This window comes from Sulfitobacter brevis, assembly GCF_900112755.1.
Classification (GTDB): Bacteria; Pseudomonadota; Alphaproteobacteria; order Rhodobacterales; family Rhodobacteraceae; genus Sulfitobacter; species Sulfitobacter brevis.
The window spans coordinates 348,980-362,190 of the sequence record NZ_FOMW01000001.1 but is presented as its reverse complement, the minus strand read 5'-3'; the positions used below and the strand labels follow the sequence as shown (position 1 = coordinate 362,190).

Below are 13,211 nucleotides of genomic sequence, written 5' to 3'. Positions count from 1 at the left end.
CATGAAACAATGGCTCCCGTTTATTAAATCCGGCCCGACGGTCGCGGTTATCCGCATGTCTGGCACCATCGGTGCACAAGGCCGCGCGGCGTTGAATGACGCCTCGCTGGGTCCGGTGATCGAAAAGGCATTCTCCAAAGGCAAACCCGACGCGGTGGTGCTGGAGATCAACTCACCCGGCGGTAGCCCCGTGCAGTCGTCGTTGATTGGCGCGCGCATCCGGCGTCTGGCGGAGGAGAAAGACATTCCCGTCATCGCGTTTGTCGAAGATGTAGCGGCTTCGGGCGGCTATTGGCTGGCGGCAGCGGCAGACGAGATTTATGCCGATCCCAGCTCGATCGTGGGCTCCATCGGTGTGATTGCGGCGTCTTTCGGCGTGCATGAATTCATTAAGGAACATGGGGTTGAACGGCGCGTGCATACGGCGGGAAAATCCAAATCCATGCTCGACCCGTTTCGCCCCGAACAGCCCGAGGACGTGGCGCGGCTCAAGACGCTGCTTGAAGATATCCATGCCAATTTCATTGATCACGTCAAAGCGCGGCGCGCCGGCAAGATCGACCCCGAGGCAGACCTGTTCACTGGTGAAATCTGGCTGGCCCGACGCGCAGTTGAGCTTGGGCTGATCGACGGGGTCGGCCATCTGCGCCCGATGATGAAGGACCGCTTTGGCGACAAGGTGAAGTTCCGGCGCTTTGGCGTACGGCGTGGGATGCTGTCACGCTTTGGCGTTCAGATGGTGCAAGACGCGGCGCATGGCATTGAAGAGTGGGCCGCCTTTGCGCGGTTTGGCCTCTAACCCTATGGTTTTTAAAATTGTACTACTTTTTCTTGTTTTCATGGGTCTGCTGGCATGGTTCGGCAAGATGCACTGGTTGGGATCCAAACATTTGAAACAGACCAAATGCAAATCCTGCGGCCGCTACCGGATTGGTAAAGGTCCCTGTAGCTGCGGAGGGACCGGCTGATGCTGATGCCATGGTTGCTAAGCGGGCTGGGTCTGGTGATCCTGCTTCTGGCGGGGGATGCGCTGGTAAAAGGTGCCGTAAACCTGTCGCTGCGTATGGGGGTTCCGGCGCTGCTCGTCAGTTTGACGATTGTGGCGTTTGGCACCTCTGCGCCTGAGCTTTTGATCTCGATCCGGGCGATTTTGGACAATTCGCCCGGTCTGGCCTTGGGCAATGTCGTTGGCTCGAACACTGCAAATATACTGCTGGTTTTGGGCATACCTGCCTTGCTGGCGGTGATGCATACTTCTGAGTGCAGCACGCGCAGTTCGTTCAATCTGATGATTGCGGCTTCGGTTTTGTTTATCGCGCTGGCCTTCCGTGGTGTGTTTGACTGGATTTCCGGTCTGATCTTGCTGTCGGCGCTGGCCTATGTGCTTTTCGGGCAGTTCCGTCAGGCCAAGGCGCATCGCAATGCTTGCAAAGCCTATCCTGAAGATGATCCCGAAGGCGCCGACCCTGATATGGCGGGCTGGCAGATCGCGGTATTTTTGGTGCTGGGCCTGATCGGCCTGCCGCTGGGCGCGGGGCTGTTGGTTGATAACGCGACGATTATTGCGCAGGCTTACGGCATCAGCGATACCGTGATCGGGCTGACGTTGATCGCGATCGGCACATCACTGCCCGAGCTTGCGACCACGGTTATGGCGGCGCTGCGGCGGCAGGCCGATGTGGCGTTGGGCAACGTGATCGGGTCGAACCTGTTCAACCTGCTTGCCATCATCGGCATTGCCAGCCTTGTCGGGCCGATCAAGGTTGATCCCGAGTTCTTAAGGTTTGATCTTTGGGTCATGTTGGGCGCGTCGCTGCTGCTGATCCCCTTTGTCTATCTGGGGCGCGACATCACGCGGATCTGGGGCGTGGTGCTGTCGGCGCTTTACGTGCTGTATCTGGTGGTTGTGCTTATCTGAAGGAGCATCGCATGAACCGTGCATTGGTAACCGGAGCGGGCCAGCGGCTGGGGCGGGCCATGGCGATTTATCTCGCAGGGCGCGGCTACGACGTCGCCGTTCATTATGCCAGCTCGCAAGACGGCGCCAATGAAGTTGTGCGCGAGATCGAGGCGATGGGCCGCCGTGCCGTAGCATTGGGGGCTGATCTGCTCGACGAGGCTGCGGCAAAGACCTTGCTGCCCCGCGCGGCCGAGGCTTTGGGCGGGCCGATTACCTGTCTCGTTAATAACGCCTCCATCTTTGAATATGACACCGTCACAAGCGCCACCTCCGAGAGTTGGGAACGTCATATCAACAGCAACCTGCGCGCGCCTTTCTTGCTGACTCAGGCCATGGCGGCGCAATGGTTGGAGGCGCAGACTGATAGCAGTGGCGAGCCGCGCTCGGTCGGGTTGATCCTGAATATGGTCGATCAAAAGGTGCGGAAGCTGACGCCCGATTTCATGACCTACACAATTGCCAAGATGGGGCTTTGGGCGATGACACAAACCACGGCGCAGGCCTTGGCGCCCGCCATTCGCGTCAATGCCATCGGACCCGGCCCGACCCTGAAAGGTCACCGCCAGCGGCAGCGCCATTTCGAGCATCAGCGGGCTAAAATGCTGCTTGAGCGGGGGTCGAACCCTGAGGACATTATCGCCGCTCTGGGGTACTTTCTGGACGCGCCTGCGGTGACGGGGCAACTGCTGTGTGTAGATGCAGGTCAACACCTCGGATGGCAAACGCCGGATGAGATGGGCATTGATTGACAGGGCGGCGGTGTAAGTTTTGCACTGGCGCAGCCGTCTTCACAAAAGCGTTACAAAAAGCTCTTTAATATCAGTGGTTTGAATTTTTGACCAAAAAATATAATTTAGTATCAAAGGCTTGGGTAACTGCCTAAAAATTAGGCAAACCGACGAACCCCGTTAGATGCAACAATAAAATCGCGCAACCCAGAAGTTATCATCAAGTTTATCCACAGGTTCGGTGGAAAGGTTAACCCTTGCGGCAGACTGCGCCATGGTACAGCTCAATGAAAGAATCACGCCCGATATGACGACTGCGCCCGATAAACCACTCCGGGGTCACAAGGTAATCCAGAACTACCTGAAGACCCTTGACTCCTCGCCGGGGGTTTACCGGATGTTGGATGGCGAAAGTCGGGTGCTTTACGTCGGCAAGGCGCGGAATTTGCGGGCAAGGGTCAGCAGCTATGCGCGCCCGACGGGGCACTCGGGCCGAATCGCGCGGATGATCGCCGCGACCGAAGCGATGATGTTTCTGACGACGAAAACCGAGACCGAGGCGTTGCTGCTTGAGCAGAATCTGATCAAGCAGCTCAAGCCCAAATACAACGTGCTGTTGCGTGATGATAAGAGCTTTCCGAATATTCTCGTCACTGCCAGCGCGACGTATCCGCAGATTAAAAAACATCGTGGCGCAAAGAAGGAAAAGGGCAATTACTACGGCCCCTTCGCCAGCGCAGGCGCGGTGAACCGGACGCTCAACCAGCTACAGCGGGTCTTCTTGCTCCGCGATTGTTCGGATTCGATGTTTGAAAGCCGGACCCGCCCGTGTTTGCAGCACCAGATCAAACGTTGCAGCGCGCCTTGCGTGGGCCGGATCACGCCCGAAGACTATCTGCAAACCGTTCAGGACGCTGAGAAGTTCTTGTGCGGTAAGACCACGGGCATTCAGTCGCGGCTGGCTTCCGAAATGGCGGCCGCGTCCGAGGCAATGGAGTTCGAGCGGGCAGCGGCCCTGCGCGACCGGATCAAGGCGCTGACACAGGTGCAGACCGCGCAGGGCATCAATCCCAAAGGCGTGGCCGAGGCCGATGTCATCGCGCTGCATCTTGAGAATGGGCAGGCCTGCGTGCAGGTGTTCTTCATTCGCGCCAATCAAAACTGGGGCAATCACGACTATTACCCCCGCGTGGGCGATGACGTGGAACCGCCCGAGGTGCTGGAAGCCTTTATCGGTCAGTTCTACGACACCCGCGAACCGCCGCCGCAGCTGATCCTATCGAACGAGATCGATAACCCCGATCTGATGGCCGACGCGCTTTCTGGCAAACTGGGCCGTAAAGTCGAGATTTTGGTCCCCCAACGTGGCGAGAAGGCCGAGCTAGTCGATGGAGCGCTGCGCAATGCACGTGAAAGTCTTGCCCGTAAAATGGCCGAATCCGCTACGCAAACGCGGCTGCTGCAAGGGCTGGCAGATGCCTTTGACCTGCCCGCGCCGCCGACGCGCATCGAGGTTTACGACAATTCGCATATTCAGGGCACCAATGAAGTTGGCGCGATGATCGTGGCGGGGCAGGAGGGGCTGTTGAAAAACCAGTACCGCAAGTTCAATATTCGCGGTGACAGCCTGACGCCGGGCGATGACTTTGGCATGATGAAAGAGGTGCTGACGCGGCGCTTTAAGCGGCTGATCAAGGAAGACCCCGACCGCAAAAGTGGCACCTGGCCGGACCTGTTGCTGATTGACGGTGGTGCGGGGCAGGTTTCGGCGGTGGCGTCGATCATGCGCGAATTTGGCGTGGAGGACATTCCTATGGTGGGGGTGGCCAAGGGCGTGGACCGTGATGCAGGCAAAGAAGAGTTTTACCGCGTCGGCAAGCCGGTGATGGCGCTGCGGCACAATGATCCGGTGCTGTATTTCGTCCAGCGTTTGCGCGACGAATCCCACCGCTTTGCGATTGGCACCCACCGCGCCAAGCGGGCCAAGGCGGTTGGTGCTACGCCCTTGGACGATGTGCCCGGTGTCGGGGCGGCGCGCAAACGCGCGTTGTTGGCGCATTTCGGCTCGGCCAAGGCTGTGGGGCGGGCCAATTTGAGCGATCTTAAAGCGGTTGAAGGGGTCTCGGGCGCTTTGGCAGAGACAATTTACGCGTATTTTCATGAACGCGGCTAAGCGCAGGCCAAGCAGGTTCATCCGCCTACTGGTATTGCCGACTATTTCATGGGTATCTAGCGCCAGAGCGCGCAGCTGTCTTCGCGCTTTTACCTCTTTGCAGAGCGTTGTAGGGTGAGAATATGAAGTGGAACCTCCCGAATATCCTGACCGTTCTGCGGTTGCTTGCCGCACCGGGTGTTGCGGTGATGTTTCTTTATTTCACGCGCCCTTACGCTGACTGGTTTGCGCTGATCCTGTTTGTTTCGGCGGCGGCGACAGATTGGTTTGACGGGTATCTTGCGCGGGCGTGGAAGCAGGAGACAAAACTCGGCGCGATGCTGGACCCGATTGCCGATAAGGCGATGGTGGTGATCGCGCTGATGGTGATCGTTGCCTTCTCAAGCTGGTCGCCGTCTTTGGTCCTGCCCGCGACGCTGATCCTGTTTCGCGAAGTTTTTGTATCAGGCCTGCGGGAGTTTCTGGGGGATGTGTCGGGCACCTTGAAGGTGACCAAACTGGCCAAGTGGAAAACCACGCTGCAGATGATCGCGATTGCGGTGCTGTTCAGCCAAGGCGTGTTCGAGCACTATCTTGGCATGTCGGTATTCGGCATGGATGAGGAAATGATCGAGGCCATTCTGGACGGCAATGAGGCCGATGTTCTGGGGCTGGGCTGGAAACTGGCGGGCATGCAGTGGGCCGGACAGATCGGGGTGATCCTGTTGTGGATCGCGGCGGCACTGACAGCGATAACGGGCGCGGATTATCTGATCAAGGCGCTGCCCCATCTGAGGGAGAACCGCTGATGGATGTTTTGTATTTCGCTTGGGTACGTGAACGCATCGGGCTGCCGCGCGAGCGGATTGAAACCACAGCCGCGACGGTGCGCGAGCTGGTTGCCGAATTGGTGGCCCGTGAGGAGCGCTATGCCGTGGCCTTTAGTGACCTTGCGGCCTTGCGGGTCGCAGTAGATCAGGAGTTGCGCGACTTTGACGCGCCATTGGCCGGTGTCCGCGAGGTTGCGTTTTTCCCGCCGATGACGGGCGGCTGAGCATGCGGATCTCTGTTCAAGAAGCGGCCTTTGACGCAGGTGCGGAACTCACCGCGTTTTCCACGGGGCTTACCTCGCAGGGGGCCGTGGTGACCTTTACCGGCATTGTGCGCAATTCTCCCGAAGGTGATTTGCAGGCGATGGAAATTGAGCACTATCCTGGCATGACCGAGGCATCGCTGCGCGAGATGGCGCAGAAGGCGATGGCGCGATTTGCGTTGGGCGATGTGCTGGTTATACACCGCTATGGCCGTTTGGCGCCGGACGAGGTGATCATGATGGTCGCCACCGCCGCCCCACACCGTAAAGCCGCATTCGAGGCGGCAGATTTTCTGATGGATTACCTGAAGTCTCGTGCGCCATTCTGGAAGCGCGAGATTACTGACGGCGGGGCGACTTGGGTGGCGTCAAAAGACGCGGACGAGGATGCGTTAAAGCGCTGGTGATCTGCGGCATTATACGCGCTAGGCGTCGCCGGAGCTTCTAAGCTTTTAGGCCGCCGGCAGGATTTTTTTAGTCACAAAGTGAAATGTAGATCGGCGCTCTAGCTCGCTTGCTGGCGATCGATGTGAGCGCGCATCTCTTCGGCTTCGTGGCGTGCATCGCGCAAACCGTCCATCGCTGCACGCAATTCCGCTTCGGTCTGAGCCAGTTGGTTGGTCAATTCGGCTTCGCGCTGCTGCAGATAGGTGATCGCCTGATCACGAGTTTCTTCAGCCTCATGAAGTTCCTGGCTCATCCGGTCCAGCTGGGCGACATCATCGGCGGCCACACGGGTAAAGCGGTGCAGGAGCCAGTTTGCGAACCAGCCGAGGCAGAATGCCACGAACAGGATGATCGCCGTTGCCAGAACAAATTCGGTTCTACTCATCGCCGCTGCCTTCTGTCGTGTCTTCGGAGCCGGATTCGGCGTTGTTGTCGCTGTCCGGTGTATCACCGGTATCTGCTGTATCGCTGGTTTCGGCAGCGGATTCCAGTGTTGTTTGTTCTTCTTGTGCACCCGTTTCGGTGCGCTTCAGTCGAAACTCGATCCGGCGGTTGGCCTCGCGGCCCTCTTCGGACTTGTTGTCGGCGATCGGGTTCTCTTCGCCGTAGCCTTTCGCCTCAAAGGAGCCGGTGAGGACGCGGCGGGCGCGCAGTTCGTTCAGCACTGATTCCGCGCGGCTTTGCGATAGGGCGAGGTTCATCTCTTCGCGGCCCTGACTGTCGGTGAAGCCTTGAATGATCAACGGCAAGTCGCCGCAGCGCTTCAGAATTTCGGCGATGTCGTCCATCGTGCCCAAGGCGGAGGCGTCGATTGTCGCACTTCCGGGTTCGAAATTAATTTTGCCAACTTTCAGGATTTCGCTGATTTCGGCTTCGCATTCATCGGGGGTCGGCAGGCCCAGCACCGGGTCGAGCTTTTCGAGATAATCGACATCGATGTCATAGGCGGCACCATCCCCCAGCTTGCCTGCGAGCAACGAGGCAATTTCAGTACTGGCATCAGGATTTCCGGTATTGCCCGTTACGGTCAGGGTGTCGGGGGTCACCACAACGGTGCCGCTGCTGAGGGCGGCCAAAGCCTCTAGGCCGCTGAGGATACGCGGGGTCCAGTCGGCGGGCAGGTTTTCCGCGAGCCGCGCGGCGGTATAGACCTTGGCCGACCCGAATCGTGCCTTGGCATAGCTGTCGGCGAGCACGCGCTGTTCTTCGTCGCTCAGGCGGCCGCGTAATTGCACCTGACCTTCGGGGCTGAGCGTGGCGGTGAATTCGGGCGGGCCTGCATCAGGATCGACGACGCTGGGCAGTTTGGCGCGCAGGGCGAAGACTTCGGGCAGGCTGGCTTCAAGCTCGCCGACGACGCGGTCGAAAGTGGCTTGGTCGCTGCCGGGCAGGGCTTCGAGTGTAATATCAGCGTCGGCGAAGGTGACCGATCCCCCTTCAAGGCGATGTACGGCGTCGATACCCTGCAACACGGCTTCGGACCAGTTTGGCGTCGGCACGCCAAGACCAACTGTGCAGCGCGCCGGATCCGTCACACCGGCGCGGGTGCCAGCGGCGAGGATGCGGACGCGGGCGGCGACAGTATCAGCCGAGCAGGCGTCAAAACGTGCGCCTTCTTCGTCGATCTGGAACCGTAGGGTGAAGGGGGTGATCACCGGTCGCGGCGCGGCAATATTCAGCGATAGTCTGAGGCTTGCCGGCGCGGATTTCTTGAGCTTCGCTTCCATGCGGGCCTTGGCCTCGGCGCTGTCGGCGATCGCAGTAATTTCAACGCGGCCTGCGTCGACCGAGGCCTTAGCGCGGGGCAGCCCTGCCATTGCGGTGATGGCAAAGGATAATGCCTGCTCCCAACCGGGAGGGGCGGGGTAGTCAGCAGATTCCAGTAGGTCTGCGACATTGTCGTCGCCGGCCATTTTCATGAACCGGGCAATCGTATCTTCGCGGTCGGTGCTGGCGGGAATCAACCCGATGATCGAAATACCCGAATCATTCCGCAGCACTTCGATAGAAAAACGCGGCGGTGCGATGGCGGCTTGGGCAGTGACTTCCATCTCGTCGATGACCCGCGCTGCATCGACAATCGAACCGGCAGTCGTCAGCGCGCGAAAGCGTACGGCTTCGGAGGGGGCGATGCCCGCGAGCGTGACTTGAAGCCCGTCTGCCTGCACTTCGGCCCATGTCATGCCTTGATCGTCCAGCGCATCGCGCACGCCGATCTCGGAATTTTCCTCGATCAGTTTCACGGAAAAGTTCGCCGCCACCAAGGAAACGACTGCCGCAGCCGAAAAGGTCAGGGCGATTGTCAGGAGGGCGGAAAGGCGCATGCGGTGTCTTTTAGTTGTTGTCTGTTGTCGCTTTGATACGCCGCACGGGCAGGGGGTGCAATCATACCAGCAAACTGGCTGCGAAAAACAACAGCGGGATCATGCCGGTATCGCGATTAACGAGAAACAGGTGGTGGCATTTCGCGGGATCGTGGATGTCGAGACCGCGCAACTGCCATGCCATGTGCCAACCCATCGCCCATGGCCCGCCGAGCGCAATGACCAGCGCAAGGATCGAGGCATTCGGCATTGCGGCAAAAATGACTGCCAGCCCCATCAACCCGACCGAGATCATCAAGAACCGTCGCAGCCAGTGGGCGGTATTTTCGCCAAACAACCGCGCAGTGGATTTAACCCCGATCAGCGCGTCGTCTTCGGTGTCTTGGTGGGCATAAATGGTGTCATAAAATAACGTCCATGCAATTCCCGCGCCGTAAAGCAGCACTGCGGGAGAGGCGAGACTGCCGGTATGTGCGGTCCAAACCAGCAAGGCGCCCCAGTTGAAAGCGAGGCCGAGAAACACCTGTGGCCACCAAGTAAAGCGCTTGGCGAAGGGATAGATTGTTACCAGCAGGAGTGACAGCACCCCCAGCGAGATCGCCGCACGGTTGAAGGTCAGCAGAATGCACAAAGCCAGCAAACACTGGATCGCCATCCATGCCACAGCGCCTTTGACGCTGACTTGGCCCGATGGAATGGGCCGCGACCGGGTGCGCGCGACCCTATCGTCGATGTGCCGGTCGGTGATGTCGTTCCATGTGCATCCGGCACCGCGCATTAAAAATGCGCCCAAACCGCAAGCCACGAAAATCCACAAATCAAACCAGCGCGGTGACTGATCATAGAGCATCGCCAGCGCCAGCCCCCACCAGCAAGGCAGCAATAACAGCCATGTCCCAATAGGCCGGTCCGCCCGACTGAGCCGCAAATAGGGCCGCGCAAATGCAGGGGCATAACGGTCGACCCAGTTATCGGCACGCGCATCTGCGACCGGTGCATCTGGCGAAGGAGGCTGCTCTTGCATATATCAGGCCTATGAGTGCTAAAATCAGACTTTATGTAGATCACCCCTTGGGTGAGGGGCAAACGGTTCCTTTGGACAAAGGACAGGCGCATTATCTCTTTGGGGTGATGCGGCAGGGCTTGGGCGATGCTGTCGCCCTGTTCAACGGGTGTGATGGCGAATGGCAAACGCAGGTGGTCGAAGCGGGCAAGCGCGGCGGGGCACTTGTCTGTGTCACGCAATCGGCCCCGCTCAAGATGCCGCCGGACCTATGGTTGCTCTTCGCCCCGATCAAAAAGACCCGCACCGACTTTATTGTCGAAAAGGCCGCCGAAATGGGGGCCGCGCGGATTGTGCCGGTGATGACCGAGTTCACCAATTCCGGACGGGTGCAGCGCGACCGCTTGCAGGCCCATGCCGTTGAAGCCGCAGAGCAGTGCGGTGGCACCTATGTGCCCGAGGTCACCGAGGCGCAGCGACTGGACCGGTTGCTGGCCAATTGGGACCCGACGCGGCGAATCATGTTTTGTGACGAAGGGCTGGTCGGCGGTGCTGCTGGCTTGATTGGCGTCGAGAATCCGCAAGGGCCGTGGGCGATCCTGATCGGCCCCGAGGGCGGCTTTTCGGAGCGGGAGCGGGAGCGGTTGCACCGGCTTGAGTATGCGCATGCGATCTCGCTCGGGCCGCGCATCCTGCGGGCCGATACGGCAGCAGTAGCGGCGATGACGGTTTGGCAGCAGGCCTTTGGCGACTGGGGAGCGAACGGATGAGACGCAAAACGAAAAATGCGCCGGTGACAGCATGAGCTTTCTGCGCCCCGAGGCGAGCGCCGAGCTTTGGCGCTGGCGCGAAGTCGGCGTCGGTGTGGCTTTGGCGGTGCTGGGGGCCTATCTCGCCGCGGCGCCGGGCTGGCTTTTGGCCTATCCGGGCTACGCACTTATCGCGGGCGGAGGCATCCTGACGTGGCTCGGGGTGCAGCGGGCGCGTTTTCGCAAAGACGGACAGGGCCCAGGTGCTGTGCAGGTCGACGAGGGGCGGGTGAGCTATTTCGGTCCGCTGACCGGCGGCACTGTCGCTTTGGCCGAACTGGATCGCCTCAGCCTTGATGGCACGCTCTTTCCGGCCCATTGGAAGCTGGAGCAATACGGTGAAACTGCGCTGCTCATCCCCGTGAACGCAGCCGGATCAGAGGCGCTGTTTGATGCCTTCGCCGTCTTGCCGGGCCTGCGCACCAGCCGCATGCTGGCCGAGCTGCGCAGCGACCGCCACCAAACCGTGGTGATCTGGCAGCGGGTCACAGAACCGACAAAGCCTGCCTTGCTGCATTGACACCCCCCCAAATTCCCCGCATCCCTTTGCGGCGTTGAAACCAATTATCGGAGCCTCCCCCATGTCTATTCCCCAGTCCGGCGGTGGCCCGATCGAACGGCACGAACAACTGGCCGAGTTTCTCGCGGACGGCTGCAAGCCCAAAGAAGATTGGCGCATCGGCACCGAGCACGAGAAGTTCGGCTATTGCAAAGACAGCCTGCTGCCGCTGCCCTATGAGGGCGAACGCTCGATCCGCGTCATGCTCGAAGGGCTGCGCGACCGCCACAACTGGGCCGAGGTCCGTGAAGGCGACAAGCTGATCGGCTTGGAAAAAGACGGCGCGAATATCTCGCTTGAACCCGGCGGCCAGCTTGAGCTTTCCGGCGCACCGCTTGAGACAATCCACGAGACTTGCGATGAGGTGAACACACACCTGCGCGAAGTGCAGGACGTGGCGGACGAGATCGGCGCAGGCTTTATCGGACTGGGCGCGGCACCTGTCTGGACCCACGAGCAGATGGATCTGATGCCCAAGGGCCGCTATAAGCTAATGAACGAATACATGGGCCGCGTCGGCACCATGGGGCGCGTGATGATGCGCCGCACCTGCACCGTGCAGGTAAACCTCGATTTCGGCTCCGAGGCCGATATGGTGCAGAAGATGCGCGTCGCGCTGGCGTTGCAGCCCGTCGCCACCGCGCTGTTTGCCAACTCGCCGTTCTTTGAGGGCAAGCCTAACGGATACAAGTCGCTGCGCAGCCGTGTCTGGCGCGACCTTGATTCCTCGCGCACCGGCATGTTGCCTTTCGTGTTCGAAGAGGGCTTCGGTTTCGAGCGTTGGGTCGAGTATGCGCTCGATGTGCCGATGTATTTTGTCTACCGCGATGGCAAATATATCGACGCTCTGGGCCAGTCTTTCCGCGCGTTTCTTGAAGGCAAGCTGCCTGCGCTTCCGGGCCAGACACCGACCTTGAGCGATTGGGCCGACCACCTGACCACCGCCTTCCCCGAAGCGCGGATAAAAAAATACATAGAAATGCGCGGCGCGGATGGCGGCCCTTGGCGTCGCCTTTGTGCGCTGCCCGCCTTCTGGGTCGGCCTGATGTATGACCAGACGGCACTGGATGGCGCTTGGGATCTGGTCAAGGGCTGGACCGAGGCACAGCGCGACGCGCTGCGGGTCGCAGCCTCCATCGACGGGCTACAGGCCAAGGTCACCGGCATTAACATGCACGAAATCGCGCGGGAGGCAGTTGCTCTGTCCGAGGCAGGCTTGAAAGCGCGGGCCCGTGAGGGCGCGGGCGGCATGGTGCCTGACGAGACGCATTTCCTGAACGCGCTGAAAGACAGCCTCGAGACGGGCAAGGTCCCCGCCGACGAGATGCTTGAGGATTACCACGGCAAGTGGAACGGCGATCTGAGCCGGATCTACGCCGATTATTCCTACTGATGGGCAAGATGCACCGCTGCGAACCCGTGGCGGTGTTCGCTCTGGTGGGTCGCGCGGTTTAGTCCGTCCGGTCCAGCACCACAGCAAAAATACCCGACTTCAGGCTGATCCGGCGCAGATCCTGCGGGCCCGCGCCCGTGGCATAGACAAGCTGCATCTTGGCCGAGGATATCTTGAGCGGCGACAGGTGGCCGGGGCCTGCAATCACGCGGTAGGCGAACTCGCACGTCAGCACCTGACCCTCCAATGCGCTGCCCGCTGGCGAGAGCGCAATGACGCGCCGCCCGTCATAGATCGTGACGGTATCAGGGCAGCCCGACCGCGCAGAAGCGAGCAACCCTACACCGACCACAGGATCGACGACACCCGCAGGCACTTTCGCGGGATTGGACAGGGCCGTGAGTTCATCCTCGGGCATGACCTTGGTCATCATGGCGCGGCCATCTGCAATCTGGACCGTGACCGTGCGATCTTTGCGCGACGATTTGCTGACCCCGACGAATTCACGCGCACCCGAAATGGTCTTCGAGGTGCCGGTGAAGCTGCCGTTAAACACCCCCAGCGGCGTGTTGTTCAATTGCGAAACCAGCCGCGCTGAGCCGCCATCGCTGGCATACTCCAGAGTGCCCAGCGTGGTGGCGCCAAGTTTAACCGCGAAAGTCTCGCCCGTGGCAGGCAGCGCAGTGACGCCCATAAATGCAGCACAAGCCAGATATTTCAGGGCGGGTAGAATGGACATGAGA

General features: G+C 60.1%; 14 protein-coding genes. 10 read left to right on the top strand and 4 right to left on the bottom strand.

The window, feature by feature from the left end:
- Nucleotide 1: 1 nt before the first annotated feature.
- From BM174_RS01815 to BM174_RS01780, 7 genes are all read left to right on the top strand, one after another.
- A complete protein-coding gene (locus tag BM174_RS01815; RefSeq protein WP_093922099.1) occupies nt 2-799 on the top strand; it encodes a S49 family peptidase in 798 nt (265 codons plus the stop codon).
- A 168-nt stretch (nt 800-967) separates the two neighbouring features.
- Nucleotides 968-1,918 carry a calcium/sodium antiporter gene (locus BM174_RS01805; RefSeq protein ID WP_245766235.1) on the top strand — a complete coding sequence of 317 codons (951 nt, stop codon included), beginning with the start codon at nt 968-970 and terminating at the stop codon, nt 1,916-1,918.
- Nucleotides 1,919-1,929: 11 nt separating this feature from the next.
- The gene (locus BM174_RS01800; RefSeq protein ID WP_093922097.1) at nt 1,930-2,709 is read left to right on the top strand and encodes an SDR family oxidoreductase; all 780 of its coding nucleotides are present in this window, start codon (nt 1,930-1,932) and stop codon (nt 2,707-2,709) included.
- Between the two features lie 286 nt (nt 2,710-2,995).
- A complete protein-coding gene (gene uvrC, locus BM174_RS01795; RefSeq protein WP_093922256.1) occupies nt 2,996-4,861 on the top strand; it encodes an excinuclease ABC subunit UvrC in 1,866 nt (621 codons plus the stop codon).
- A gap of 122 nt (nt 4,862-4,983) precedes the next feature.
- Nucleotides 4,984-5,649, top strand: coding sequence for a CDP-diacylglycerol--glycerol-3-phosphate 3-phosphatidyltransferase (gene pgsA, locus BM174_RS01790; RefSeq protein ID WP_093922096.1), 666 nt, complete (start codon nt 4,984-4,986; stop codon nt 5,647-5,649).
- Nucleotides 5,649-5,894 carry a molybdopterin converting factor subunit 1 gene (moaD, locus tag BM174_RS01785; RefSeq protein WP_093922095.1) on the top strand — a complete coding sequence of 82 codons (246 nt, stop codon included), beginning with the start codon at nt 5,649-5,651 and terminating at the stop codon, nt 5,892-5,894. Before pgsA ends, moaD begins: the two co-directional genes overlap by 1 nt.
- A gap of 2 nt (nt 5,895-5,896) precedes the next feature.
- On the top strand, nt 5,897-6,340 hold the full coding sequence (locus BM174_RS01780; protein ID WP_093922094.1) for a molybdenum cofactor biosynthesis protein MoaE: 444 nt from the start codon (nt 5,897-5,899) through the stop codon (nt 6,338-6,340).
- Nucleotides 6,341-6,438: 98 nt separating this feature from the next.
- Here the strand turns inward: BM174_RS01780 and BM174_RS01775 are convergent, their stop codons facing one another.
- From BM174_RS01775 to ubiA, 3 genes are all read right to left on the bottom strand, one after another.
- The gene (locus BM174_RS01775) at nt 6,439-6,765 is read right to left on the bottom strand and encodes a hypothetical protein (RefSeq protein ID WP_093922093.1); all 327 of its coding nucleotides are present in this window, start codon (nt 6,763-6,765) and stop codon (nt 6,439-6,441) included.
- Entirely contained in the window at nt 6,758-8,704 is a 1,947-nt protein-coding gene (locus BM174_RS01770) for an OmpA family protein (RefSeq protein WP_093922092.1), read from the bottom strand. Before BM174_RS01770 ends, BM174_RS01775 begins: the two co-directional genes overlap by 8 nt.
- 61 nt (nt 8,705-8,765) lie before the next feature.
- Nucleotides 8,766-9,728, bottom strand: coding sequence for a 4-hydroxybenzoate octaprenyltransferase (gene ubiA, locus BM174_RS01765; RefSeq protein WP_093922091.1), 963 nt, complete (start codon nt 9,726-9,728; stop codon nt 8,766-8,768).
- 11 nt (nt 9,729-9,739) lie between these two features.
- On the opposite strand from ubiA, the gene BM174_RS01760 reads away from it, so the two are divergent.
- The 3 genes from BM174_RS01760 to BM174_RS01750 all read left to right on the top strand — a co-directional run bounded on the left by BM174_RS01760 (nt 9,740) and on the right by BM174_RS01750 (nt 12,468).
- Nucleotides 9,740-10,477, top strand: a complete 738-nt coding sequence (locus tag BM174_RS01760; protein ID WP_093922090.1) for a 16S rRNA (uracil(1498)-N(3))-methyltransferase — start codon at nt 9,740-9,742, stop codon at nt 10,475-10,477.
- 31 nt (nt 10,478-10,508) lie between these two features.
- Nucleotides 10,509-11,036: a hypothetical protein gene (locus tag BM174_RS01755; protein WP_093922089.1), complete on the top strand. Its 528-nt coding sequence runs from the start codon at nt 10,509-10,511 to the stop codon at nt 11,034-11,036.
- A gap of 61 nt (nt 11,037-11,097) precedes the next feature.
- Nucleotides 11,098-12,468, top strand: coding sequence for a glutamate--cysteine ligase (locus BM174_RS01750; protein WP_093922088.1), 1,371 nt, complete (start codon nt 11,098-11,100; stop codon nt 12,466-12,468).
- 58 nt (nt 12,469-12,526) lie between these two features.
- Here the strand turns inward: BM174_RS01750 and BM174_RS01745 are convergent, their stop codons facing one another.
- On the bottom strand, nt 12,527-13,207 hold the full coding sequence (locus BM174_RS01745) for a hypothetical protein (RefSeq protein WP_093922087.1): 681 nt from the start codon (nt 13,205-13,207) through the stop codon (nt 12,527-12,529).
- Nucleotides 13,208-13,211: the final 4 nt, after the last annotated feature.